Source organism: Pontibacter fetidus (assembly GCF_010119545.1).
GTDB lineage: Bacteria > Bacteroidota > Bacteroidia > Cytophagales > Hymenobacteraceae > Pontibacter > Pontibacter fetidus.
In genome coordinates this window covers 83,259-108,931 of sequence record NZ_JAAEAA010000003.1, presented here as the reverse complement: position 1 = coordinate 108,931, position 25,673 = coordinate 83,259, and the positions used below count along the sequence as shown (strand labels likewise).

Sequence of the window (25,673 nt, the reverse complement as noted above, 5' to 3'; positions counted from 1 at the left end):
ACCTATGAAAATTATCAACACAGCATTTGCGGTTGCATCAGTACTTGCAATGGCATCCTGCGCCAGCGTTAGCAGCCCGGAAGGCGGAGCAAAAGATACCACACCGCCCACCCTAGTAAGCAGCAATCCAAAAGACCAGCAACTAAATGTAGACGGCAAAACTATAAGCCTGGAATTTGATGAGCCTGTGCAGCAGAACAACCTGCAGAAACAGTTGCTCATTACGCCATTCACGGATAATAAATATAAAATCAAAGTGAATGAAAAGGTGATGGAGCTGTTATTCGAGAAGCCTTTACAGGATAGCACCACCTATATTTTCAACTTCAGGGAAGGTATAGCAGATATCACCGAAAAAAATATTGCCAAAGGATTGAAGCTTTCATTTAGTACCGGAAGTTATATCGACTCGAGTAGGGTGGCAGGAACAGTGGTAGACCTAATGACACAGCAACCGGAAAAAGATGCTATAGTTGCGCTTTACCCAGCAGACGATACTACCAATATCCGGAAGAGCAGACCTTATTACCAGACACAAACAGATGCAACCGGCCAGTTCAAATTTGAAAATATACGCGAAGGCAACTATAAGATATTTGCTTTGCTTGATAAAAATACAAACAGCCTGTACGATAACGAAGCAGAAAAAATAGGTTTCCTGGAAGATCCGATCTCTATAAAACCCGACACACAACAAGTAACGCTCCGAACATTCAGGCTGGATAGTAAGAAGCCGGTATCCTTGCAACGGCAAAAACTAATAGACCGGTTGGCCATAACATACAGCGAAGGGATTGAGAAAGTAAAGGCGCTTAATGCAACAACCAAAGACACGATACTTTTAAAAGCACTGCCAGACGGCAAAACAATAGAGCTCTTTAAAACCCCGAAATTTAATGGCGGAAAAGTGTTAGTAACGGCATCAGATTCATTAGGAAATTCAACTATAGACACGATTCAAGTTGATTTCGGACAGGATTATACACAGCGCATTCAAGGCGCCAGCATAAAGCTTATCAACAAAACAAACGGAACCACAACTTACCGACCTGGCCAAAAATTAACTATAGAATTACAGACACAGGTAAAAGTAACAGGAGCAAACCCGATAAGTATAATGTCTGATTCGACGAATGGTATAAAACTCAAATACCCAGAACAGATAACCTTGGATAAAACATCTACCGAACTCACATTTACAATCCCTAAATTAAGTACACGGCAACGGCCTTATACTATTGTGTTAGACAGTACCCAGATCGTAGCATTGGATGGAAAAAAATTACGCTTCCCGGAATTGCCAATAACTATAGGAGAGGAGCAAGGCACAGGCAGCGTAAAAGGTATAGTAAACATTCCGGCAAAATCCTTTACAGTTCAGCTACTCGATGGTAAATATAATGTGGTAAAAGAATCAAAGAATGGGCGCGGATTTCAATTCAGAGATGTGCCGCCAGGCATTTATACTATACGGGTTCTGATTGATGAGAATAATAACGGCAAATGGGAGAGAGGCACACCAGATTTTAAAAAGGAGCCTGAAAAAGTAATGATCTACCCGAACCCGATAGAAATAAGAGCAAACTGGGAACTGGAAGACATAAAAATTGAAATGTAAAAAAAGGAGATCCGGAAACGGACCTCCTTTTTTTATGCCTGTTGTTTCACAGGTTAAGCGAACCGGTGTTTAAGCACGTAGGTATACATGTTCCACCGGGTATAAAACAGCTAGAAATGGATATCTATACAGAAATTTGAAAACAAAAACAGAAATCTAAAAGTTGGCAATAGAAATCCACAAACAAGTGGGGTATAACTGTGGATAAAAGTGGGTAAAGTATTGAAAAGATAAACACCCCACGAGAACCAGGAGTAAAAAAGGGCATGTTCCACGCTAAAAAGTGGAAACAGGTTTATAAGTACACATGAAAAAAACAGTTTTCCACGCGTGGAACAAGTGTGTAAAAAGAAATACACATAAAACCTCAAAAAGTGGATAAGCCATTTAAGCATCTGAACTATAAAAACATCGGAAGTTCGGAACTGTGGAACAACTGTGGAAGAATAAAGAAACCGTAAACAAGTTATAAGCTAAGCCCGTGAAACATAAAACTTATGCACTTATAAACAGCCTAAATAGTGAAAGAAAGAAGAATTTAAGATTTAAGTTTTTTAAAATAATTAGAGGGTTGAAGATGTGGAAAGGTGTGGAACAGGGAGAAAAAAGAGAAATTTTAAAAAGTGTATCTTTAAGAAGAAGATAAAAAAGAACCAAAATAGAACGAATGAAACTACTGCTCAAGCTTACAACTCCTTTCGAAGATCCGGTACTAATTTTTGCATTGGTGTTGCTGATTATATTGGCATCCACGATCATCCTGAAACGGCTACGCATACCAGGTATAGTGGGGCTGATTATAGCGGGTGTAATTGTGGGGCCAAATGGTTTCGGAATTTTGGAAAGGGACGCAAGCATGATCCTGTTCGGGACAGTGGGGATACTTTACATTATGTTCCTGGCCGGGCTCGAAATGGATATGATCGGTTTTAAGAAAACAAAATCGAGAAGTATAGTTTACGGCGTACTCACCTTCCTGATACCGATTTCTATAGGAACACTAAGCTTTATATATCTTTTCGGTTATGAAACAAAGTCAGCAATATTGCTAGGCTGTATGTTTGCATCTCATACCTTGCTGGCATACCCGATCATATCAAAACTGGGGCTGGCCAAAAATGAGGCAGTTACAGTAACTATAGGCGGCACAATTATTACCGATACCGCAGTGCTCCTGGTGCTGGCGGTTATAGTTGGCTCTACGCAAGGTAACGTTACATTGGGCTACTGGCTTGTTCTGGCGCTTAAGTTGAGTGCATTTGTTGGTGTGGTACTTTTTATTTTTCCACTGATAGCAAAAGCAGTATTTAAACAGATAGAGAGCGAAAAAGGAGCACAGTTCATATTCGTGCTGGCCCTGGTGTTCCTGGCATCTTTCCTGGCCGAACTGGCCGGTGTGGAAGCTATATTAGGAGCCTTTTTGGCTGGCCTGGCACTGAACCAATTAATACCGCATACATCGGCGCTAATGAACAGGCTGGAGTTTGTGGGTAATAATATATTCGTGCCTTTCTTTTTGCTGAGTGTAGGAATGCTGGTAGATATAAGCGTGCTGTTCGAGGGCTGGCAATCGTTGTTGATAGTGGTAACTGTAACCCTGCTCGCAATAGCCTCTAAATGGATAGCAGCTTTCATCACACAGAAGCTATACGGCTACTCACTTACACAGCGTAACCTTATTTTCGGGCTAAGCACCGCAAGGGCAGCAGCAACCCTGGCTGTAATATTGGTCGGTTTCGAGTTTGGTATAGTACAGGAATTTGCCCTGAACATGACAGTGGTACTGATACTGGCAACAAGCCTGGTGAGCTCGTTTATTACCGAAAAAGCTGGCAAAACACTGGCTATTATGGAGAGCCGCAAAAAACCGGACCTAAGCGAAAAACCCGACCGTATTCTGGTACCGATCGCTAACCCGGCAACTATAGAAAGCCTGGTAGATTTATCTATCATGCTGAACAATCCGGATTACAATGAGCCCATCTATCCGCTGGCTGTGGTAATAGATAACGAGCATGCCGAGGAAGAGATCTTCAGGAAAAACAAAATGCTGCAGGAAGCTATAAAACATGCCTCGGCAACAGACCACGATGTACAACTGGTTTCTAAAATTGATCTTAATATATCGGATGGCATACTGAGGGCGATAAAAGAGCTGATGATAACGGAAGTGGTTTTAGGCTGGAACGCCAAAATAACAACCCGAGACAGGATCTTTGGGACGGTACTGGATAATTTGCTGGAGAATACGGAGCAGATGATACTGGTAAGCAAAATTGTGCAGCCACTTAACACTACCCAGCGCCTGGTAATTATAGTGCCTTTAAACGCAGAACTGGAAAGGGGCTACCTGCGTTGGCTGCGGTCTGTAAAAACATTATCGGTACAACTCGGAGCGAAGATTGTGTTTAAAGGCAGGAGAAGAACCTTAAATAAGATTAGGCAAACTATAACTACTTCGAAACCAGCTGTGGAAGCTGTTTTCGAACCGCTAAAAGATTTTAAAGAACTGGAGGATATGCGTACACAACTCCGGACGGATGATATGATCGTAGTAATATCAGCTAGGCGAGGTACCATATCGTATAACAGCAATATGGATTATGTACCGCGCCTGCTTTCGAGAAACTATAAAGACAACAGCTTTATTATAGTTTACCCGGAACAAAACCCGATGATGCAGCAGGAGAATGGCTATTACAACATAGGTTATGGCAACGAAACAAACCAACAAAGCCTTTAACTATAGTTTAGATTTCGATAAAGTAGATTTCAGGAAGCAACCGGAACTATACCGCGTGGGTAAGGGCGAGCAGGGCGTATTGTTGGTGGAGCCTTACAAATCGGAGATACTGCCGCACTGGCGCTTTAAAACCCCTGACATAGCACGCGAGTCGTCGGAGAAGATCTATAGTTTGTTTGAGGAATACCTGGCCAACGAAGACTTTGTGGGAGCCGACATGGCGCGTAAATTTCTGCAGATGGGCTACACCCGTTCGCGGCGCTATGCCAACCATAAAAGCGGTAAAAAGTATAACGGGCCTGTGCCAGACGATAAAAAAGGGCAGAGCGGCGCACATGGCCGCGAAGAATTGCCCCGCGAAATAGATGAAGTGAAAGCCGAGTCGGCGGCGATTTTTAAAGTTAAGTGGGACCAGGCAAAACAAAACCCGCATTATATCAGGCAGAAAGAGGCATTTAAAGCAAAATACGAGGCTTAAAAATAATTCCGTGTAACCGTAATATCTCTGAAAGAGTAATTCACATATCTTTGTAATAAAAGAAACACATCAAAAAGAAATGATCAATAAAGACATCAGGTTAGGTAAGGGACTTGGTAAGATCAAGTTCGGCCTGACAAGGGACGAAGTAGAAGAACTAATCGGCGAACCGGAAGAGGTAGAAGAATCGGAAGAGGAGGATGAGTTTGAGCACGAAGCCTGGAATTATTGGGAAGAAGGTTACTCGCTATACTTTGATAAAGAAGACGACTACCGCCTGAGCTGCATAGAAACAGCAAACCGCGAAGTACAGCTCTGGGACGAGCGCATTTTTGAAATGAGCCAGGAACAGCTGAAAACTCTTTTTGCAGACCACGGCATCGAGGATCCAGAGGAAGAAGAGATGGAAGAAGGCGAAACCCGCATCTCTTACGAAAAGCAAATGATCGACTTATACTTTGATGAAGACCAGCTGATAGCTGTAAACTTCGGGGTATTTATTGATGACAACCTGGAAGTAAAATGGCCTGAGAAATAAACCAGACTAAACTATAAAGTATAAAAAAAGGCGCTGCAAAATCTGCAGCGCCTTTTTTGTTTTAAAGCTATAGTTCTTATTTGAACAGGAAGTCCATTACTTCTTTCTGCATAACCGGGTTTATAGCCACAGCAAGTATAACCGAGATGATCAGACCTATAGTTACCGAAAGAATGTCTTTACCGATCAATCGGAAGGTTTTGATATACTTCACGCTCTTGTCCTGCGACTGAATGTGCATACCCAGTTCGCGACCGGCCAGCAAACCAACAAACACCCAAGTAGTACTCATTGGTATGTTGTTTACTTCTTTAAAGTAGTAAAGTATAATACCATAAACCAGGTCAATAATGGCAGCACTTCTAACATCACGCATCTCCGATTTCTCGTTAACTACGTGCTGTATCTTCTCGCCGCGGTTATAAAACAGGAAGCCCAGTAACGCAAATATAAAAATTGAAAAAGCTGCAAATTCCCATATACCTAACTGACGAGGTAAATAAACGGCAACGTTTGCAAGGTCCTGAGCCAGCCAGATGTACCACAGGAAACCAGAGATCAGCCACTGCGCTACAATCCAGAACATGTTAGCTTCGCCTTTTATAAAGCGTTTGATAGCTTTAGAGAGTAGCAGGTAAATGATAAGAGCAGACCCAAAAGCCAGCACATAACCTGACAAACTTTTGCTAACCATACCCACTACCGTACCCGACGAAGCCGAGAATACATTTAGCAACATGAAAGTAGTAGATACCGGAATTTTAAAGCGCGTTAAAAGCAAAAGCACTATAGGCGAAGCCAGCTGCAGGTACACAAAAGAAGTAGGAGCTTTATCGAGGCCGGGAGTTGCCAGGCGTTCGTAAGAAACGTCACCGTTAAATGTATACCAGCTAAAAGCTACCGTACCCAGGAAAATAATACCCATAAAAAGCCACTGCCAATACCAGGGTTTGTCTTCGTTGGCAACTATAAATGTACCAATGGTCTGGATACTGTCGTTAGCGATAGCCGAGTAAGCTGCAAAAGCAAAACCAACCCACATAGCTATACTTGGGTACGGATATACGATACCTGCTAAAAGGAAAGAGAAAGCGATAAAGTATAAAAAGTTTTTCTCCTTGCTAATAGTAATGTTAAGTTCACCAAAGCGTTTCCTGAACTTGTAGGGTTTAGCCGGAATAACGTGCTTCGGATGTTTTTTGGTCTTAGGCATTTGAGTGTCTAAAAGTGAATAATTTTAAAAGCCGCGCAAGTTACATTAAATTAATGTTACGGCTGTATGTCTAATGTTAAGGAATTGTTAACACACATAAATCAGCAAGTATAAATGGTATTGGAGTGATAATGAAGCAGAAAAGTACAAGGCACCGCCAGTATAAATCAGCTAGCCGAGCCAAAAAGTATAAACCACGTATGGCATAATCCATCCTTAATAAGCTATCTTTGCAACCATGGCAACAAAAGAGAAAACTACTGAAGAAAATACCCAGTTAAAAGACATCATTTCGCACGCGAAAGAGTACGGTTTTGTTTTCCCGAGCAGCGAGATATACGATGGTTTGCAGGCTGTTTATGATTACGGCCAGATGGGTGTGGAGCTGAAGAACAACATAAAGCAGCTCTGGTGGAAATGCATGACCCAACTGAACGAGAACGTAGTTGGCCTGGATGCCGCCATCTTTATGCACCCGCTTACCTGGAAAGCCTCCGGCCACATCGATAGCTTTAACGACCCGATGATCGATAACAAAGACTCAAAGAAGCGTTACCGTGCCGATGTACTGATTGAAGAAAAAGCCGCTGGGTTGGAGAACGAAGGCAAAGTAGAAGAAGCCGGCGCGTTGTTAGCTGAAATGGGAAAGCTGTTAGAAGCGGAAGACCTGGATGGCGTGCGTGAGCTTATAGTTAGAGAAGGTATTAAATGCCCTATTTCCGGCACTACCAACTGGACAGAAGTTCGTCAGTTTAACCTGATGTTCTCGACGCAGGTTGGTTCTGTAGCTGAAGATTCAAGCACAATTTACCTGAGACCTGAAACGGCGCAAGGTATATTCGTTAACTTCCTGAACGTGCAGAAGACAGGCCGCATGAAAGTGCCTTTCGGTATTGCCCAAATTGGTAAAGCCTTCCGTAACGAGATCGTGGCGCGTCAGTTTATCTTTAGAATGCGTGAGTTTGAGCAGATGGAGATGCAGTTCTTTGTACGCCCTGGCACTGAGATGGAGTGGTATGAGAAGTGGAAAGCTGCCCGCAAACTATGGCACGAAGCAATTGGTATTCCTACGGAGAACCTGCGCTACCACGACCACGAAAAACTGGCCCATTACGCTAATGCCGCTGTAGATATTGAGTATAAATTCCCGTTTGGCTTTAAAGAAGTAGAAGGTATACACTCGCGTACTGATTTTGACCTGACCCAGCACCAGGAGCTGAGCCGCAAAAAAATGCAGTACTTCGACAACGACCTGAACGCAGACGGCAAACCATACGGTAACTATATTCCTTACGTGATCGAGACATCAGCTGGTGCTGACCGCCTGTTCCTGATGACGCTTTGCAACGCCTACCAGGAAGAAGAAATTACCGAAGGCGAAGCTACCAAAACACGTACGTTCCTGAAGTTGCACCCGGCACTATCTCCGGTTAAAGCAGCTATACTTCCGCTTACCAAAAAAGACGGTCTGCCAGAGAAAGCTACTGAGATCTTCAACTCACTGAAGTTTGATTTCAACATGATCTACGAAGAGCGCGACAGCATTGGTAAACGCTACACCCGTCAGGACCTGATCGGTACACCGTTCTGTATTGCCGTTGACCACCAGACACTGGAAGACAACACCGTTACCGTTCGTGACCGCGACAGCCGCGAGCAGGTACGTATGCCAATAGCAGACCTGAGAACTTATATCGATAACGCTGTTAACTTCCGTAGCATCCTGGAAAAACTGGCTTAAGTATAACGTATAACTATAGTTTAGAAGGCAGTCTGGGGAAACCAGGCTGCCTTTTTTAGTGTTGTTCCCTGTGGAAAATTTTTTCGAAATAGGTTTCTGAACTACGCTAAGCCATTTTATAGTATAGTTTATACTTTAGCTAATTAAAGCATTTTACAAAAAGAGCCGAATACCCCTAACCTTTTAAAAACGACTGAAGTTAGAGTGTTTGTTTGATCTAAATACTACACGATTATGCTTAAAGCTCTAAAATCACTCTTATTACTCACTCTTATACTTCACTTTGGTTGCAGCGAGTCTGACGACCAACCAGATCCGGTTCTTACAGATGCCGAACTAGCTGATAATGTTTTAGTAGATGGCCTGACACTGCCTTGGGAACTGGCCTGGGCACCTGATAACACCATCTGGATGACAGAACGCGGTGGCCGCATCAGCCGCCTGAACCCGGAAACAGGGCTTGTAAATGTAGTGGCAACTATAGATGAAGTAGATGCCAGGGGAGAAGGTGGCCTGCTGGGGATGGCGCTTCATCCTAATTTCAGTACTACACCAGACGTTTTCCTGGTTTACAACTATGACAAAGCTGGTTCTTATAGCCAGAAAGTAGTAAAGTATAGATTTAATGGTACAGCCTTAACCAGCCCTGTGGTGTTGCTGGATAATATCCCTGCAACCAACATCCACAACGGAAGCCGCTTGCTTATCTCTCCTGATATGAAGTTGTTTATAACCACGGGCGATGCCGGCGACTATTTTGCACCACAAAATATAAATTCACTTAACGGTAAAGTTTTGCGCATTAACCTGGATGGTTCTATACCTGCCGATAATCCTTACAGCGGAAACCCTGTATGGAGTTTTGGCCACCGCAATGCACAGGGTCTTGTATTTGCAAACAACAAACTATACAGCAGCGAACACGGCCCAGACATTGACGATGAGATCAATATAATTCAGAAAGCCCGCAACTATGGCTGGCCTGAGATAAATGGTTTCTGCGATGAAGAAGAGGAAAAGGCTGTTTGTGAAGAATACAATGCCGTTGAACCACTGAAAAGCTACACACCAACTATAGCATTCAGCGGTATGGACTACTATAATAATGGCCAGATACCACAATGGAAGAACTCATTACTGATCGCAACCCTAAAAGATAAAACGCTTTACCAGTTCAAACTAAACGAAGCGGGCGACGAGATTACAGAAGTTAACGAATTTTACCGCTCGGCTCACGGCCGCCTGCGCGATGTGTTGGTAGCACCAAACGGCAAAGTATACCTGGCTACCAGTAACGGCACGAACGATAAAATAATCGAGATTAGCCGCAGCAACTAACTGCTGAAAAAACAGGACAGTTTTTGCTCCTACACTGCGACTAAGGTTTTTTTATAGTTTACTTTTCAACTATAGCTGCTGCTCTGTTCCACAAGGAACAAAACTATAGTTAGTAGTTAGCTGTTCAAATAAGCAGATATAAACTATAAAGCTATGGCAAACACATCAAAAACAAGTAGCAGCAAATCATCTGAAAAAGACCCGTGCTGGAAAGGCTACGAGCAAGTGGGCATGAAAAACAAAGACGGCAAACAGGTGCCTAATTGTGTTCCGGAGAACAAATCTTCCGGTTCATCTTCTAAAAAGAATAGTTAATAAAACCAGACATCTCTTTTATTGTCATCCTGAAAGGATCTTGTGGGCCAGTAGTAAAAGCTTAACCTACCTTCCACCGAGATCCTTAACAGGATGACAGGTATCTATTTTAGAAAGAAAAAGCTCCGCTCAAAACGGAGCTTTTTTGTTGCAGCACTTTTAAACTATAGTTGTTGTTTACATTAGCAGGTTCCGGTAAGCATTTTGAGTTTATAAGAATGAGCAAAATTGCCTAACTTTACCGGCTTATAGTCAAACTGCTAACTATAGCTGCTTAATCCATAGTTTATAGTTTGAAATTGAGTGCATTCGTGAGATAAAGATAAACCTGAAAACGGTGAAGTATAACGAGTATAAAAATCTGAATTACGCCAAGCTTGGCGAAGACGTACTGGCTTTCTGGAAAGAGCATAACATCTTCCAGAAATCGGTTGCGACGCGTGAGGGCAACGATAACTTCGTGTTTTACGAGGGGCCGCCATCTGCAAATGGTACGCCGGGTATTCACCACGTAATGGCCCGTGCTGTTAAAGATATTTTCTGCCGCTACAAAACCCTGAAAGGTTACCAGGTAAACCGCAAAGGTGGATGGGACACACACGGCCTTCCGGTAGAATTGCAGGTAGAAAAAGAACTAGGCATTACCAAAGAAGATATCGGTAAGAAGATAACGGTAGAAGAGTATAACCAGCGCTGCCGCGAAACGGTAATGCGTTTCAAGGATCAGTGGGACGACCTGACCGAGAAAATGGGTTACTGGGTAGACCTGGACAACCCGTACATTACCTTCGAGAACGAATACATCGAGTCTTGCTGGGCACTGCTAAAGCGCCTGTACGACAAAGGCTACCTATACAAAGGTTATACTATACAGCCATACTCGCCGGGAGCAGGTACAGGTCTTAGTTCGCACGAGTTGAACCAGCCGGGCTGCTACCAGATGGTGAAAGATACGACCATCGTAGCGCAGTTCGAACTCAAGAAGATCACCCGCAACATGTTCCTGTTCGATAACGAAGACGAACATGTATACTTCCTTGCCTGGACAACTACGCCCTGGACGCTTCCGGCTAACACCGCGTTGGCGGTTGGGAAAGGTATAAAGTATGTGAAGGTAAAAACCTATAACCCGTATACTTACGCGCCAATTTCAGTTATACTTGCCAAAGACCTGGTAAGCCGCTACTTCAACGAGAAAGCCAAAGACATTGCCCTGGAAGACTATAAGCCGGGTGATAAACTGGTGCCGTTTAAAGTGGTAGAAGAGTTTGTGGGTGCAGACCTGGCAGGAGTAGAGTATCACCAGCTGATGCCTTACGTGCAACCTGATAAGCCTGCCTTCAGAGTAGTGGTTGGTGATTTCGTGACTACCGAGGATGGTACCGGTATCGTGCATATCTCGCCAACGTTCGGTGCCGACGACTTTAGAGTGGCCGCTCAGAACGACATACCAGCGCTGCTGGTAATGGACGAGAATGGCAAGCCAATGCCGTTAGTTGACAAGCAAGGTCGCTTCGTAAAAGAAGTTACCGACTTTGCCGGCATGTACGTGAAGAACTACGACGGTCAGGATGAGTCTGCCCCGGACTATAAGCCAACCGACGTACTCATCGCTATCAAACTAAAAGAAGAAGGCAAAGCCTTTAAAGTAGAGAAATACGAGCATACTTACCCGCACTGCTGGAGAACCGATAAGCCGGTACTTTATTATCCGCTGGATAGCTGGTTCATCAAAACTACTGCCGTTAAGGAAAGAATGATCGAGCTGAACAAGACGATCAACTGGAAACCGGAATCTACGGGTACAGGCCGTTTCGGTAACTGGCTTGAGAACCTGGTAGACTGGAACCTGTCGCGCTCGCGCTACTGGGGTACGCCGCTGCCTATCTGGAGAACGGAAGACGGAGAAGAAGAAATCTGCATTGGCTCTATACATGAGCTGAGCGAGCAGATCGATCATGCTGTGGATAAAGGCTTCATGGATGCGGCTGTTGAGATAAACGACCTGCACCGCCCTTACGTGGATAACATCGTGTTGGTAAGCCCATCTGGTAAGCCAATGTACAGAGAGCCAGACCTTATCGACGTTTGGTTTGACTCTGGTGCAATGCCTTATGCACAGTGGCACTACCCGCTGGAGAACAAAGACATTTTTGAGCAGAACTTCCCGGCAGATTACATTGCCGAAGGTGTTGACCAGACACGTGGCTGGTTCTTTACGCTGCACGCGCTGGCTGTAATGCTGGAAGACAGTGTGGCTTACAAGAACGTGATCGCAAACGGACTGGTGCTGGATAAGAACGGAAACAAGATGAGCAAGCGCCTAGGCAACGCCATCGATCCGTTTGATATGATCGGTACCTATGGCCCGGATGCGGTGCGTTGGTACATGATCGCGAATGCGCCGCCTTGGGATAACCTGAAGTTTAATGCAGATGGTGTAGTGGAAACACAACGCCGCTTCTTCGGAACGCTGCAGAATACATACTCTTTCTTCGCGCTGTACGCTAACCTGGATAACTTCACGTATGCCGAAGCCGATGTGCCGTTGGAAAGAAGAACGGAGAGTGATCGCTGGATCATCTCGAAACTTAATACACTGGTGCAGGACGTAGATACTTATTTTGACGACTACGATCCAACTAAGGCTGCCCGTGCTATTCAGGATTTCGTGACAGATGACCTAAGTAACTGGTACGTGCGCCTGAACCGCAAACGTTTCTGGAAAGGCGAGTACAACGAAGATAAGATTGCCGCTTACCAGACACTTTATACCTGCCTGGAAACTATAGCTAAGCTTGCTTCGCCTATCGCGCCGTTCTACACCGAACAATTGTTCCGTGACCTGAACAGCGTGAGTGGTAAAAACAAGGTAGAGTCGGTGCACCTGGCTTATTACCCTGAAGTGGAGCACACTGCTATAAACGAAGACCTGGAAGAGCGTATGGCGCTGGCACAAACAGTATCATCGCTGGTACACTCGCTGCGCAAGAAGCACATGATAAAAGTACGCCAGCCGTTGCAGCGTGTGCTTATACCTGTTCTAAGCGAGCACATCAAGCACCAGATACAGGCGGTGGAAGACCTGATCATGAGCGAAGTGAACGTGAAGCACATCGAGTATATCGATGATACTTCCGGAATTTTGGTGAAGAAGATCAAACCTAACTTTAAGAAGCTGGGCCAGGTATTCGGACCTAAGATGAAACTGGTAGCCGCTGCCGTGCAGCAAATGAACCAGGACGACATTGCTAGATTGGAACGTGAAGGTGGTTTTGAAGTACTGATAGCTGATGATGAAACTGCCGTGCTGACACCAGACGATGTGGAGATCTCTTCAGAAGATATACCAGGTTGGTTGGTAGCCAGCGAAGGTAAACTGACAGTTGCTCTGGATATAACTATAACTGAAGAATTAAAGCAGGAAGGTATTGCGCGCGACTTGGTTAATCGTATCCAGAACCTGCGCAAGGACTCCAACCTGGAAGTACAGGACAAGATCCATATCCTGATGCAGCCATCGGCACCGGAAGTAAATGCTGCCGTGGAGAATTTCAAGGACTATATCTGCACTGAAACGCAGGCCCTGAGCCTGGAGATTGTGGATGGCCTGGCTGACGGTACGCTGCTGGAAATGGACGAGTACCAGATCTATATGCAGATTCGTACCGAAGCTATAACAGTTTAAACTATAAACGCACCCGTCTGTCTAATACCGATGGGTGCGTTTCTTATTATTAAGTATACTTGCAGTAGCTGATAAACTATAACCCGACAGCGCTGCTTACTTTACACACATGAAATACTGGAAATTTTACCTGCTCAGCCTTGTAGTGATCCTGATTGACCAGGCCGTAAAGCTGATCGTGCATTACAACATGGAAATGGGCCTGCCTGGCGAAATACATGTTATCGGCGACTTCTTTAAGCTGCACTACACTCTTAACCCGGGTATGGCTTTTGGTGTAGAGTTGGGCTCTGATTATGGTAAACTGATGCTGACATTGTTCCGTTTAGTGGCCATGTTTGGTATCGGCTATTACTTATACTACCTGATAAAGCATAACGCGCCAAAAGGGTTGATCTGGTGTATTGCCCTTATACTTGGCGGCGCCGTTGGTAACCTGGTAGACAGTACATTCTATGGTGTTTGGTTTGATAACGCGCTTTATGGTTCATCTACACCATGGTTTCATGGGCAGGTGATCGATATGTTTTACCTGGATATATGGGAAGGTATTATACCACACTGGGTACCTCTACTTGGCGGTAAGCCAATGTCGCTATGGCCAATTTTTAACGTAGCCGATGCCGCCATCTTTATCGGTGTGTTACTGATCTTGTTCAACCAAAAGCGCTTTTTTGGAGAACACCATGAGCAGGATCATAAAACTGTACAACAACAAGGTTTTTAAGCCAAAGTATAAACTATACAAAAGGGGCTGTTCCATGTGGAGCAGTCCCTTTTTGCTATAGCAGCCTCTGCAATTTTGAGAGCTTTTATGCTTTTAAAATATCAAACTATAGCAGCATTACAATTAGAAAACATCCGCTTATATTTCGTACTTTTTTGTGAGTAACAGTTTCTCTGACTATAATATGAAACTCCCTAAACTTTTAGCAGCCGTCTTTTTAGCGCTAAGCCTATATTCCTGCGATAATTGCGAGGATGTAAACCTGGGCAAACTCGAATTTACCAACGAGCTTACTACCTTTTTGCCATCTCAGCCGGCACCAGGAAAAAATTACTACCTAACTTCAGACACCGGCAAGCTACAGATGAAGTATGCTGAAGAAAATACGGAGGTAATTATACCAGCTGGTAAAACGAACTACTCGGGCAAGTTCGACCTTAACTCTTGCAAAGAGTATTACACCGCTGGCAAAAAAGTATACACTAGTCAGGTAGCAGGTGAGAAGCACTTTAGCATTAGAATAAACTATAGAAAAGATGTGCTTCCGGAGCAGTACAATACGATTCAGGACAAAAATCCTGTGGATGATGTGATAGAATTTGAAATGGGGTATAACAACATATACCCTGAACCTGTACCTTATGGAACGACAACCATTAACAGTTTTTCTGCCAAATGCATTTTCATTTTCTCAGATGCTGCCACTTCCGCTATTGACAGAATAACCTACATGCAGGAGTTTTTGCCAACTGTAACTTTAAATGGTGTTTCGCATGCAAATGTATACCATCTATATATAAAGGAACCTCATGTAGAGGCGCATGAACCAAGGTCTGATAAATATCCGCTGGATTTTGTAGAAGGTATCTACATTAAAGAAGGTGTCGGCTTAATTAACGCTTATACGTTCAGGGGCAAACAGCTAAACGTTACGGTAGAGTAGCCAGGATCCTTATAGTTATATCCGCTTACTGGATTATTGGGTTAATCTTTTTCCAGAGTTCATTCTGAAATTCAAGCGATACATCAGCGTTATCCGGGTTTTCGCCCATCCTGATCAGGACCAGATTTTGGCTCGGCACAATATTTATTAACTGGCCGTTTTTACCAATAGCTGCCACCATATCGGTAGGAGCGTCCGGGGCAATACTTCCGGAGAAAGTGCGCTGAAGCGTTGGTAACATGTAAGAAGCTTTGCCATTTAACCACCATAGGTATCCATACGACTGGTTCAGGTTTTGTGAAGGTGATAACATGGCCGTTATATAAGCCTGATCATTTAAAACAGTGGTAGTGCCCCATTTGCCTTTGTTAAGCATAAGCAACCCGAATCTGGCCATAGAGCGGGCAGTACTTATATACACATAGTCATTTCCTATAGTGGTCCAGCTGCCATCCATGCCTGTTTTGTTTTTTAGCTGGCTGTCAAAATAACTGTTGAACGTTTTACCTGCAGCCGCTGCAACAACGTCAGTTAGAAGATTGTACGGGCCGTTGTGGTAAGCCCAACGTGTACCGGCCGGGGCAAGATAAGTTAAACAGCCAGGATCTGAACAATGATTATCAGGTACGCCGTCGTTAAGGCCGGTGGTCATGGTGAGTTGGTGGCGTAAAGTAATCTTATCTTCCTGGGCAGTCGATAAACTGGACCAGCCGTTCCCAAGATAGGTAGAAGTCTTATCCTGTATAGTTAATAGGCCGTCTTCCTGAGCTTTGCCAACCATAAAGGCTGTTAAAGTTTTACCCGCAGAGGCCCAGTACCAGTTGCTTGTAGTTGTAAAAGGCGTGCCATTGGCAGACTTGCCGAAATAATGTTCCATTACAATTTTGCCGTCCTTTAAAAGTATAAAGGCGCGGGTATTGTTGTTTTCCAGATAGTCCAGTAACGGAGGTACGGCAGCTGCATTCCAGCCTAATTCCTGTATAGTAGCAGTTTCCCAGACAGAAGAGTTATTGGGTGGAAAGTATAAGGTACTATCTTGAGCAGGTTCAGCAGATTCATCTTTACAACTGTTTAAACCCAGACTAAGGATGACCAGGAATGGCAGCAATGCTTTTCTCATTAGTTAACTATAATTAGTAGAACAGGAGCGTAAGTAATAGGAATGCAGAATTATAGTTGGGGTTGTAGTCTGCAACTATAGTTAAAATTTACAGATTGTATCGTTATCTTTCTTATTCAAAAGCAAAAAACTTATTTTTACTAATACCATTAATCCGAATTACCTTGGCAACTCCCATACTTAAAGTCACTGATTTAGAAACTGTATTCTCTACGCACCGCGGCACAACCAAAGCTGTGGATAAGGTATCGTTTGAGATATACCCGGGCGAGACGGTGGCAATAGTTGGAGAGTCAGGTTCAGGTAAATCGGTTACGTCGCTTTCGGTAATGCGGCTGATTAACACACCGCCGGGCAGAATAGCAGGGGGCACCGCCATTTTTCAGTCAGAGAAGTTTGGGGAAGTAGACTTATTTCAGTTGTCTGAAAAGCAGATGCAGCAGATACGCGGCAACGATATTTCAATGATCTTCCAGGAGCCGATGTCGTCGCTGAACCCGGTTTATACCTGTGGAAAACAAGTGGCGGAGGTACTTCTGCTACACAAAGATATTTCAGAAAAAGAGGCCAGAGAGCGAACTATAGCCCTTTTCGAGAAAGCAAAACTGCCACGGCCGGAAAAAATATACAACGCTTATCCACATGAAATTTCGGGTGGACAAAAGCAGCGCGTGATGATAGCCATGGCTATGGCCTGTGAGCCCAGTATACTGATTGCCGATGAACCAACCACCGCGCTGGATGTAACGGTGCAGGCACGCATGCTACAATTAATAGACGAACTCAGGGTAAAAGAAAATACAGCCGTTCTGTTCATCACCCACGACTTAGGCGTAGTTGCCGAAATTGCTGACCGTATTCTGGTAATGTATAAAGGCAAGCTGGTAGAGCAGGGCAAAGTGCTCGATATCTTCACCAATCCGCAACACCCTTACACCAAAGGCTTACTGGCCTGCCGACCAAAACTCTCTGCCAAACCGCAATCTATACTTCCAACAGTGTCGGATTTTATGCTGGAGGATGAGGACGGGAACATCATCGAGCGGAAGAAAGAAGTTGTGGAGCCATCGCTGGTAGATGTAGTGAATAACTATGTAGGCACCGTTACCGATATAAAGCATCAGCAAGAGAACAAGCAGAAGCCACCCTTACTGAAAGTAGAGAACCTGAAAGTATATTTCCCGATCAAAAAAGGCTTCTTTGGCAGAACTACCGATTATGTAAAAGCTGTAGATGGCGTAAGCTTTACAGTCAATCCTGGTGAAACGATAGGCTTGGTAGGTGAATCGGGATGTGGAAAAACTACGCTGGGCCGGGCGCTGCTCCGATTGGTAGAGCCAACCGAAGGCAGCATTATTTTTAATGGCCGCGATATAGCCCAACTCAGTTCAGAAGAACTTCGCAAAAGCCGCCGCGATTTCCAGATGATCTTCCAGGACCCGTATGCGTCGCTGAACCCGATGCACACCGTGGGCGATGCTATTATGGAGCCGATGCGTGTGCATAAACTATACGCCAACGATAAAGAACGCCGCGCCAAAACTATGGAACTGCTTGAAAAGGTAGGACTTACGGCTGAGCACTTCCAACGTTATCCACACGAATTTTCAGGCGGGCAGCGGCAGCGTATAAGCATAGCCAGAGCATTGGCACTGCAGCCAAAATGCATTATCTGCGACGAGTCTGTGTCGGCGTTGGATGTATCGGTGCAGGCGCAGGTGCTAAATTTGCTTAACAAGCTGAAGCACGAGTTCCAGATGACCTACATTTTCATTACGCACGATTTGTCGGTGGCAAAGTATATGTCAGACCGTATCCTGGTAATGAGTAAAGGTCAGATCGTGGAAAGCGGCACGCCGCAGCAACTATACCTGAATCCAAAAGAAGAATACACCCGCACCCTTATCAACGCTATCCCGAAAGGCGAAGTGGAGGATATAATGCAAGCCCAGCAGAAACGTGAGATGATGAAAGCGGGACAGTTATAGGACCAGTGATTAAGAGGAATTTAATAGACTTTCAGGATTAGCACTTTGCTATAGTTGGAGCCATAGTCCTATAGTTAGTATAGTTGAGCATTTCGCTGGCGCGAGTTTGCACCCCGAATCTAACTATAAGGTTGAGTTTGTAACTTAACTGAGCCAAAAGGGACAAACAATTGTCTGAATCAGGATTTTCAGGATGAATGCTATTGGTATGGTTGGAGTTATAGTTTTATCGTTACGATTATTAAACCACCCCTAACCCCTCAGAGCTACGCTCGCTACTTTCGAAACCGCTTCTCGGTAGTCTAAAGCGGGGAATTTTTACCTCAACCCAGCCCTCTCCTAAAAACAGGAGAGGGAGAACTTATGCCAATTTATAGTTTGGGTATCGTTCTATAGTTGAGGCTAAGTGCTATAGTTAAAGCCCACGAGCAGGCAGGCGCAGCCTGCCCTAAGAAACTACTACCACGAAAAGGCAATGCAACTATAGCCATAGCTCAAACTATAGGTTAGCTATCGAAAGATCACAGTCTTTGGGTTGAGCGCCTTGTAGATTTCTGGTGCCGTCAGGTATTGTGACGCAGGAGCAAAAGAAATGTACACCGCGCGATGCCCGAAGACGGGGCCCCGCGGCCGTGAGCGCACCAAAGCTGGATTGAAACGATAAGCTAGTAGAGCTCCCAGGATAGGTAGTAACTATAGCACGAACTGCTTGTGGCAAGTAGTAATTATCGTTAGCTATGGGCTGGATAAGATCCTTCGACTTCGCTCAGGATGACAAAGAAATAACTATAGGTTGAGATAGATTTCTCGTTACACTCGAAATGACAATAGAAGTTAACTATAGGACACATAAGATGTCTCGACTGCGCTCGACATGACAAATAGGCGACTATAGAACAACTAACTTCCCTCCAACACCAACCATAACACTAACTTAATTTCAAACAAAGTACATTATATAGCGCTTTATCTATAAATTACCCCATAATTGCAACTATAGATTAGCCAAACCACCATATGTGGCGTATAGTATCAAAACTATAAAGGCTAAAAAATACCGGATGCAGCCAAAGAAGCTGTATACCAACAAAATAAAACATGAGAAGTAAAAGAGATAACACTGGCGGCAGAGGAAAAGGCCGCAGCGACAAAGGTGGTTCCCGCCGTGGCGAGTCATCATCCAGAAGAGAAGAGGCTACACGCGGAAGCTCATCTAAAAGAGAAACAACAGGTGGCGGCAGCCGCAGATCAGGTGACAGAAGAGAAGGATCGGGCCGCAGAGAAGGCGGCCGCGACAGATCAGCTAAAGGCATGGTGCTGGAGCTGTTCTCTAGAAATCCGGATACAGAATTTACATTGCGCCAGATATACCGCCGCTTAGGGGTGGTAGATAAGAAAGGCCGCGAACTGGTAAGCGATATGCTGGCAGTGCTACAGCGTGAGAGCCGCATATTGGTAGACGAAGACAGGTATACGCTTAACCTGAAGGTAGAAATTATTACCGGCAGGGTAGATATGGCAAATAACAAGTACGCCTACATTGTGTCGGAACAGACCGAGGATGATGTGCGCGTATTTAGAGAACACCTGAACTATGCCATGGATGGAGACCTGGTGAAAGTAGAAGTACTGCCAACATACGAAGGAGGCCGTGCCGAAGGTATAGTTGTGGAGATACTGGAACGCCGCCGCGAAGAGCTGGTAGGTATTATACAATTGTCTAAAAACTTCGGTTTTGTAGTTCCGGATTTCAAGAAACTATACTTCGATATTTTTGTAGGCGAACGCGGCCTGAATGGCGCTAATAATGGCGACAAGGTGCTGGTGAAGATTACCGAGTGGCCTGATAAACCGGGCAAAAACCCGACAGGTGAAGTAACCCGCGTGTTTGGTCCTGCTGGCGAGCACGAAGCCGAGATCCATTCCATTATGGCTGAGTTTGGTTTGCCATTCGAGTTTCCGGAGACTGTAGAAGAAGAGGCGAATGAGATATCAGATAAGATTACACAGGAAGAGATTAACAAGCGCCGCGACTTCCGGGATGTAACCACCTTTACTATTGACCCAGCCGATGCCAAGGATTTTGACGATGCCTTATCGATACAAAAACTCGAGAACGGTAACTGGGAGATAGGGGTGCATATTGCCGATGTGACGCATTATGTAACGCCTAAAACTATACTGGAGAAAGAAGCTTTCCACAGAGCCACGTCGGTTTACCTTGTGGATAGAACAGTGCCAATGTTGCCTGAGCGCCTCTCAAACGGCCTTTGCTCACTGCGACCTAACGAAGAGAAGCTGACATTTTCGGCAGTTTTTGAGTTGGATGATAATGGTAAACTATACAGCGAATGGTTTGGCCGCACGGTAATTTACTCTGACCGCCGCTTTGCCTACGAAGAGGCCCAGGAACGTATCGAAACCGGCGAAGGAGACTTTGCAGAAGAGATCAACATCTTGAACGGCATTGCCAAAAAATTAAAAGACAAGCGCTTTAAGAATGGTGCCATCAGCTTTGAAACTACAGAAGTTAAATTTAAGCTGGATGATAATGGCAAGCCGCTTTACATTTATGTAAAAGAGCGCAAGGATGCTCACAAACTGATCGAGGAATTCATGCTGCTGGCTAATAAAAAGGTAGCGGAGTTTGTGTATAACCTGGGTAAAGGCAAAAAGCACCCGACTATGGTTTACCGTACGCACGGCGCCCCTGACCCGGATAAGCTAAGCACCTTCTCGATTTTTGCCCGCAAGTTTGGCTATAAAGTAGACCCGGATGGCAACATATCTTCAGAACTGAACAACCTGGCTGAAGAGACCGAGGGCAAACCAGAACAGAACGTTCTGCAAAACCTGGCTATCCGTACCATGGCGAAGGCAAAGTATAGCACCGAACCGGAAGGCCACTTTGGTCTGGCGTTTGCGCATTACTCGCACTTTACATCGCCTATCCGCCGCTACCCTGATATGATGGCGCACCGCCTGCTGCAACATTACCTGGATGGTGGCCCATCGACGGAAAAAGATGAATACGAAGCAAAATGCCAGCACTCTTCTGAAATGGAGAAACGTGCTGCTGATGCCGAGCGTGCCTCTATTAAGTACAAGCAGGTAGAATTTATGAAGGACACGATTGGCAATCAATACAAAGGAATTGTGTCTGGTGTTACAGAATGGGGTATATTTGTGGAGATCGAAGAGAATAAGTGCGAAGGTATGGTACGCCTGTCGAGTCTGAACGACGACTACTATGAACTGGATGCGAACAACTACCGCATTATTGGTCGCCAGAGCAAGCGTATTATTTCGTTTGGCGACGAAGTGCTGGTAGAAGTTGTAAGCGCCAACCTGAACGACCGTACCATCGATCTGGAACTGGTAGAAACACTCAAAACTCATTAAGCGCCTCGTGGATATCAACATCCTGACTGAAAAGTTAAACCATACGTTGAGTACGCTTCGCTACGGCGAGCAACCATCAGAACTATATGAACCCATCCGCTATATAATGGCGCTGGGCGGCAAACGTATCCGGCCTATGCTGGTGCTTTTGTCTGCTAAAATGTTCGATGATGATATCGAAAAGGCACTTTTGCCTGCTGCGGGTGTAGAGGTTTTCCACAACTTCACGCTTATGCACGACGACATCATGGACAAAGCGCCGTTGCGTCGTGGTCAGAAAACTGTGCACGAAAAATGGAACGCTAACATCGCCATTTTGAGTGGTGATGTGATGCTTGTACGTGCTTACCAACTGATGATGCAGGTAGAGCCGGACAAGCTGGCAAAAGTGCTGGAACTGTTCAGTAAAACCGCAGCCGAAGTTTGCGAAGGCCAGCAACTGGATATGAATTTTGAGCAGCGCACCGAGGTAAGTATACCAGAGTATATCCAGATGATCACGTTGAAGACAGCAGTTTTGCTGGGCTTTAGCTTAGAGCTGGGCGCTATACTTCAGGGTGCACCCGATGCGGATGCTGAGCACTTAAAAGCCTTTGGCGATAACATTGGCATTGCCTTTCAGTTGCGCGACGACCTGCTGGATGTGTTTGGCGATAAAGACAAGTTTGGCAAGCAGGTCGGGGGAGACATCCTTTCCGATAAAAAGACTTTCCTGATGCTGACAGCCTTGGAGCAGGCCAACCCAGAGCAACTACAAACTATAGTTAGCTGGCGCGATAAGACCGAGGAAACTATAGCTGGAGCCAAAGTTCAGGCTATTACCAGGATTTATGACGAGCTAAATATCCGTCAGCAGACCGAGCAACAGATAGACCTGTACTTTAAGGAAGCCCTGCGCCACTTAGATGCTATTGCCTTGCCAGACAAGCGAAAAGCAACTATACGTGGCCTGGCATTTCAGTTAATGGAGCGGGATAGTTAAATTGTTAATTGTTATATTGTTAAATTGTTGTTCAGCTATAGTTTGAATAGATAAAATTTAAAGCTATAGTTTATCTTCTAAAGTAAAAAGACGCAAAGTATTGCGTCTCTACATACACTCAACTTTCTAACTTTTTAACTTACACTTTTCTAACTCTTACTTCTCTAACTCTCTAACTTCCAAACTTTCGAACTCTAAAAATGAGCGTTACCCTTATATTGATCATCATAACTGTCGGAATCTCGTGGTATGCCTTCAGCAACCATAGCCTGATGGAGAAATGGATATTTTACCCTTACACCGTTAACCGCGATAACTCGTGGCACCGCTTTATTACGTCAGGTTTTTTGCACGCCGATTTTTCGCACCTGTTCTTTAACATGTTTACGCTATACTTTTTCGGAACAAACGTGGAGTATACTTTTAAAGCCGGTTTTGGCGAGGTGCCGGGGGTACTTATTTTCCTGCTGATCTATATTGGCGGTATCATAGTCTCGGATATTCCTACATACATTAAACATAGAAATGATCCGGGCTATCGTGCTTTGGGGGCATCGGGTGGTGTGGCTTCGGTGGTTTTCTCCAGTATCCTGTTTTACCCTACAAATGATATTTGCCTGTATGCAGTGCTTTGTATTCCTGGGTTTATACTTGGTATTTTGTACCTGATGTATTCGTACTTTTCGGGTAAGCGCATGGGCGATAATATAAACCACGATGCCCACTTTTACGGCGCAGTGTATGGTTTTATAGTTAGTCTGGCTATAGTTCCGCAGGCTGGGCCTATGTTTATAGAGCAGATTGCCAGCTGGCGTTTACCATTTTAAGGGCGCTTTTATAGTTAACATCCTACTTAACTAAAGATTGCACGTATAAGTGTTTGAAAACAAACGCTTACACGTATGCGCCCCTCTAATTTTATACTTGCATTCACCCTGTCTGTATTTCTGTTTACGAACATAAACGTACAGGCTCAGACCGTAGCTTCCGTCGAAACTACCCGTTCAACCATGATTGAGTACATCATGAAAGACAGGCCCGTTCTGGTAAACCTTTTAACTACGGCAGGTTTAATTCCGGCACTTTCCGGCGACTCGCCTTACACGCTGTTTGCCCCACCCGAAGCAGACCTGAAAGCATTGCAAAACGAACCTGCAGATAAGATTAGGACTATAATGGCTGGCCATTTAGTGAAAGGAAACTATACCGAAAAAGACCTGAAAGATGGCGCTAAACTGGAAGCCCTGAACGGTGAAACCATTACCATCTGCCGTAAAAAAAGTACCTTGGTCAATGGGGTAAGCATCTCCAAACCAGACATCGCCTTAAAGAACGGGACGGTGCACATTATCAGCAGCACAATTAGCTACTAACTATAAACATGGCCGGGAAACAGGTGCACGGGCACAGGGGTTGCCGTGGCATTTTACCTGAAAACACTATACCTGCTTTTCTGAAAGCTGCCGAACTTGGCGTAGATGCCCTGGAAATGGATGTAGTAATAACAGGAGATGCACAGGTACTGGTGTCGCATGAGCCGTGGTTTGCCTCCGAATATTGCCTTAAACCCAACAACGCAACTATAATTCCGGAAGAAGAATGCCAGCTTAACATCTATAAACTGCCCTACCAAACTATAAAACAATACGATTGCGGCTCAAAGCCACATCCGCGTTTCCCGGGCCAGCAAAACCAACCAGCCTATAAGCCACTGTTATCTGAAGCTATAGAAGCTGTGCACACTTTCTGCAAAAATAAAAGCATAGCCATACCTTACTTTAACATCGAGATCAAATCAACTATAGCAGGGGATAACCTGTACCACCCGGAACCGGAAGTTTTTGTGAAGTTGCTGCTAAAAGTGCTGGCAGCCCATAACCTGGAGGAAAGTGTAATGGTGCAGTCGTTCGACGTGCGACCCCTGCAAGTGCTGCACCGCCTTAAGCCAACTATAAAACTTGGCCTGCTTACCGAAGATGAAACTCCTCCGGAAAAACGCCTGCAACAACTCGGATTTACGCCGTATGCTTACAACCCAAACTATAGTTTGGTAAATGCTTCCTTGATAAAACTATTGAAAGAGCATAACATTTACTGCTTTGTATGGACTGTTAACGAACCTAAAACAGCGCAGCGGCTGTTAACTTATGGAGTAAACGGCCTAATAACAGATTACCCGGAAGTTATGCTGGAGGTAGTAAAAAGTTATAACAGCTCAACTTAAACTTTGTATAGTATAAAGCGCAACTGTAGTAAAACCGTAAAAGGTAGTTAATGTACAGCGCCAATATGCATAGCACCCATGTAAATAATTGCGAACAAATTGCGCAGAATTCTTACTATGACCTTAAAATAGACAAAGCAAAAAACCGTATTTACTTTACCATTCATGGTTTCTGGAAGAACAAGGAAGCTGTTTCATCTTTTATATCAGATTGGGAGAAATGTGTAAGCCTTTCTACTTCGGGCTTTACTATTCTGACGGATATGACCTCGATGATAACTCATCCGCAAGAGTTAAATGAACTGCATATGGCTGCTCAGAAAATGGTTATTGACGCCGGTGTAAAACAGGTAGCCAACGTCCTTCCGTCCGATAAAATAGCTAACCTCCAGGCAAATTCGTTTACAAATAACTCATCGCTGCCTTTCCGTAACTTTGCCAACTGCCAGGAAGCAGAAGCCTGGCTTAACCAGGTAACTACTCCCTTTATAACCTAAGCCCTATAGTATGTTCCACGTGGAGTTATAGTTAGTAGTTGATTGCTGATCAGTTAGATCTTATAGTTTAGTAGACATTAAGATTGACCCGGTAGAGACGCAACACCTTGCGTCTTTT

Annotated in this window: 20 protein-coding genes; 18 read left to right on the top strand and 2 right to left on the bottom strand. The window is 44.6% G+C overall.

Annotation, left to right across the window (positions count from 1 at the left end; genetic code table 11):
• The first annotated feature begins 4 nt into the window (after positions 1–4).
• From GWO68_RS02925 to GWO68_RS02905, 5 genes are all read left to right on the top strand, one after another.
• Positions 5–1,618, top strand: coding sequence for an Ig-like domain-containing protein (locus tag GWO68_RS02925; protein ID WP_162344913.1), 1,614 nt, complete (start codon positions 5–7; stop codon positions 1,616–1,618).
• 481 nt (positions 1,619–2,099) lie between these two features.
• Positions 2,100–2,264: a hypothetical protein gene (locus GWO68_RS02920; RefSeq protein ID WP_162344912.1), complete on the top strand. Its 165-nt coding sequence runs from the start codon at positions 2,100–2,102 to the stop codon at positions 2,262–2,264.
• A 21-nt stretch (positions 2,265–2,285) separates the two neighbouring features.
• Positions 2,286–4,361, top strand: coding sequence for a cation:proton antiporter (locus GWO68_RS02915; RefSeq protein ID WP_162344911.1), 2,076 nt, complete (start codon positions 2,286–2,288; stop codon positions 4,359–4,361).
• A complete protein-coding gene (locus GWO68_RS02910) occupies positions 4,330–4,839 on the top strand; it encodes a DUF4385 domain-containing protein (protein WP_162344910.1) in 510 nt (169 codons plus the stop codon). The genes GWO68_RS02915 and GWO68_RS02910 overlap by 32 nt, the downstream gene beginning before the upstream one ends.
• 79 nt (positions 4,840–4,918) lie before the next feature.
• Entirely contained in the window at positions 4,919–5,377 is a 459-nt protein-coding gene (locus GWO68_RS02905) for a hypothetical protein (RefSeq protein ID WP_162344909.1), read from the top strand.
• Positions 5,378–5,453: 76 nt separating this feature from the next.
• Here GWO68_RS02905 and GWO68_RS02900 read toward each other — a convergent pair whose 3' ends face one another.
• Positions 5,454–6,590, bottom strand: coding sequence for a hypothetical protein (locus tag GWO68_RS02900; protein WP_162344908.1), 1,137 nt, complete (start codon positions 6,588–6,590; stop codon positions 5,454–5,456).
• A gap of 238 nt (positions 6,591–6,828) precedes the next feature.
• On the opposite strand from GWO68_RS02900, the gene GWO68_RS02895 reads away from it, so the two are divergent.
• From GWO68_RS02895 to GWO68_RS02870, 6 genes are all read left to right on the top strand, one after another.
• On the top strand, positions 6,829–8,331 hold the full coding sequence (locus tag GWO68_RS02895) for a glycine--tRNA ligase (protein WP_162344907.1): 1,503 nt from the start codon (positions 6,829–6,831) through the stop codon (positions 8,329–8,331).
• 234 nt (positions 8,332–8,565) lie between these two features.
• Entirely contained in the window at positions 8,566–9,669 is a 1,104-nt protein-coding gene (locus GWO68_RS02890; protein ID WP_162344906.1) for a PQQ-dependent sugar dehydrogenase, read from the top strand.
• 153 nt (positions 9,670–9,822) lie between these two features.
• Entirely contained in the window at positions 9,823–9,984 is a 162-nt protein-coding gene (locus tag GWO68_RS02885) for a hypothetical protein (protein WP_162344905.1), read from the top strand.
• 337 nt (positions 9,985–10,321) lie between these two features.
• The gene (gene ileS, locus GWO68_RS02880) at positions 10,322–13,672 is read left to right on the top strand and encodes an isoleucine--tRNA ligase (RefSeq protein WP_162344904.1); all 3,351 of its coding nucleotides are present in this window, start codon (positions 10,322–10,324) and stop codon (positions 13,670–13,672) included.
• A gap of 109 nt (positions 13,673–13,781) precedes the next feature.
• A complete protein-coding gene (locus GWO68_RS02875) occupies positions 13,782–14,399 on the top strand; it encodes a lipoprotein signal peptidase (RefSeq protein WP_162344903.1) in 618 nt (205 codons plus the stop codon).
• Positions 14,400–14,583: 184 nt separating this feature from the next.
• Positions 14,584–15,342: a hypothetical protein gene (locus GWO68_RS02870; protein WP_162344902.1), complete on the top strand. Its 759-nt coding sequence runs from the start codon at positions 14,584–14,586 to the stop codon at positions 15,340–15,342.
• 25 nt (positions 15,343–15,367) lie between these two features.
• Here the strand turns inward: GWO68_RS02870 and GWO68_RS02865 are convergent, their stop codons facing one another.
• Positions 15,368–16,462: a serine hydrolase domain-containing protein gene (locus GWO68_RS02865; protein WP_162344901.1), complete on the bottom strand. Its 1,095-nt coding sequence runs from the start codon at positions 16,460–16,462 to the stop codon at positions 15,368–15,370.
• A 158-nt stretch (positions 16,463–16,620) separates the two neighbouring features.
• On the opposite strand from GWO68_RS02865, the gene GWO68_RS02860 reads away from it, so the two are divergent.
• From GWO68_RS02860 to GWO68_RS02830, 7 genes are all read left to right on the top strand, one after another.
• Entirely contained in the window at positions 16,621–18,450 is a 1,830-nt protein-coding gene (locus GWO68_RS02860) for an ABC transporter ATP-binding protein (RefSeq protein WP_162345051.1), read from the top strand.
• A 1,098-nt stretch (positions 18,451–19,548) separates the two neighbouring features.
• A complete protein-coding gene (rnr, locus tag GWO68_RS02855) occupies positions 19,549–21,852 on the top strand; it encodes a ribonuclease R (RefSeq protein WP_202923650.1) in 2,304 nt (767 codons plus the stop codon).
• A 7-nt stretch (positions 21,853–21,859) separates the two neighbouring features.
• A complete protein-coding gene (locus GWO68_RS02850; RefSeq protein WP_162344900.1) occupies positions 21,860–22,834 on the top strand; it encodes a polyprenyl synthetase family protein in 975 nt (324 codons plus the stop codon).
• Positions 22,835–23,034: 200 nt separating this feature from the next.
• Complete coding sequence (locus GWO68_RS02845; RefSeq protein ID WP_162344899.1) at positions 23,035–23,661, top strand: rhomboid family intramembrane serine protease; 627 nt, start codon at positions 23,035–23,037, stop codon at positions 23,659–23,661.
• Positions 23,662–23,736: 75 nt separating this feature from the next.
• Positions 23,737–24,207 (top strand): fasciclin domain-containing protein, encoded by a 471-nt coding sequence (locus tag GWO68_RS02840; RefSeq protein ID WP_162344898.1) that lies wholly within the window; start codon positions 23,737–23,739, stop codon positions 24,205–24,207.
• Between the two features lie 8 nt (positions 24,208–24,215).
• On the top strand, positions 24,216–25,058 hold the full coding sequence (locus GWO68_RS02835) for a glycerophosphodiester phosphodiesterase family protein (RefSeq protein WP_162344897.1): 843 nt from the start codon (positions 24,216–24,218) through the stop codon (positions 25,056–25,058).
• A 50-nt stretch (positions 25,059–25,108) separates the two neighbouring features.
• Complete coding sequence (locus GWO68_RS02830) at positions 25,109–25,555, top strand: hypothetical protein (RefSeq protein ID WP_162344896.1); 447 nt, start codon at positions 25,109–25,111, stop codon at positions 25,553–25,555.
• Positions 25,556–25,673 lie beyond the last annotated feature (118 nt).

Excerpts from the sequence above, each read along its gene's own strand:
- GWO68_RS02925 (WP_162344913.1), top strand. The coding sequence starts at position 5 with ATGAAAATTATCAACACAGCATTTGCGGTTGCATCAGTACTTGCAATG.
- GWO68_RS02915 (WP_162344911.1), top strand. The coding sequence starts at position 2,286 with ATGAAACTACTGCTCAAGCTTACAACTCCTTTCGAAGATCCGGTACTA.
- GWO68_RS02910 (WP_162344910.1), top strand. The coding sequence starts at position 4,330 with ATGGCAACGAAACAAACCAACAAAGCCTTTAACTATAGTTTAGATTTC.
- GWO68_RS02905 (WP_162344909.1), top strand. The coding sequence starts at position 4,919 with ATGATCAATAAAGACATCAGGTTAGGTAAGGGACTTGGTAAGATCAAG.
- GWO68_RS02900 (WP_162344908.1), bottom strand. The coding sequence starts at position 6,590 with ATGCCTAAGACCAAAAAACATCCGAAGCACGTTATTCCGGCTAAACCC.
- GWO68_RS02895 (WP_162344907.1), top strand. The coding sequence starts at position 6,829 with ATGGCAACAAAAGAGAAAACTACTGAAGAAAATACCCAGTTAAAAGAC.
- GWO68_RS02890 (WP_162344906.1), top strand. The coding sequence starts at position 8,566 with ATGCTTAAAGCTCTAAAATCACTCTTATTACTCACTCTTATACTTCAC.
- GWO68_RS02885 (WP_162344905.1), top strand. The coding sequence starts at position 9,823 with ATGGCAAACACATCAAAAACAAGTAGCAGCAAATCATCTGAAAAAGAC.
- GWO68_RS02875 (WP_162344903.1), top strand. The coding sequence starts at position 13,782 with ATGAAATACTGGAAATTTTACCTGCTCAGCCTTGTAGTGATCCTGATT.
- GWO68_RS02870 (WP_162344902.1), top strand. The coding sequence starts at position 14,584 with ATGAAACTCCCTAAACTTTTAGCAGCCGTCTTTTTAGCGCTAAGCCTA.
- GWO68_RS02865 (WP_162344901.1), bottom strand. The coding sequence starts at position 16,462 with ATGAGAAAAGCATTGCTGCCATTCCTGGTCATCCTTAGTCTGGGTTTA.
- rnr (WP_202923650.1), top strand. The coding sequence starts at position 19,549 with ATGAGAAGTAAAAGAGATAACACTGGCGGCAGAGGAAAAGGCCGCAGC.
- GWO68_RS02845 (WP_162344899.1), top strand. The coding sequence starts at position 23,035 with ATGAGCGTTACCCTTATATTGATCATCATAACTGTCGGAATCTCGTGG.
- GWO68_RS02840 (WP_162344898.1), top strand. The coding sequence starts at position 23,737 with ATGCGCCCCTCTAATTTTATACTTGCATTCACCCTGTCTGTATTTCTG.
- GWO68_RS02835 (WP_162344897.1), top strand. The coding sequence starts at position 24,216 with ATGGCCGGGAAACAGGTGCACGGGCACAGGGGTTGCCGTGGCATTTTA.
- GWO68_RS02830 (WP_162344896.1), top strand. The coding sequence starts at position 25,109 with ATGTACAGCGCCAATATGCATAGCACCCATGTAAATAATTGCGAACAA.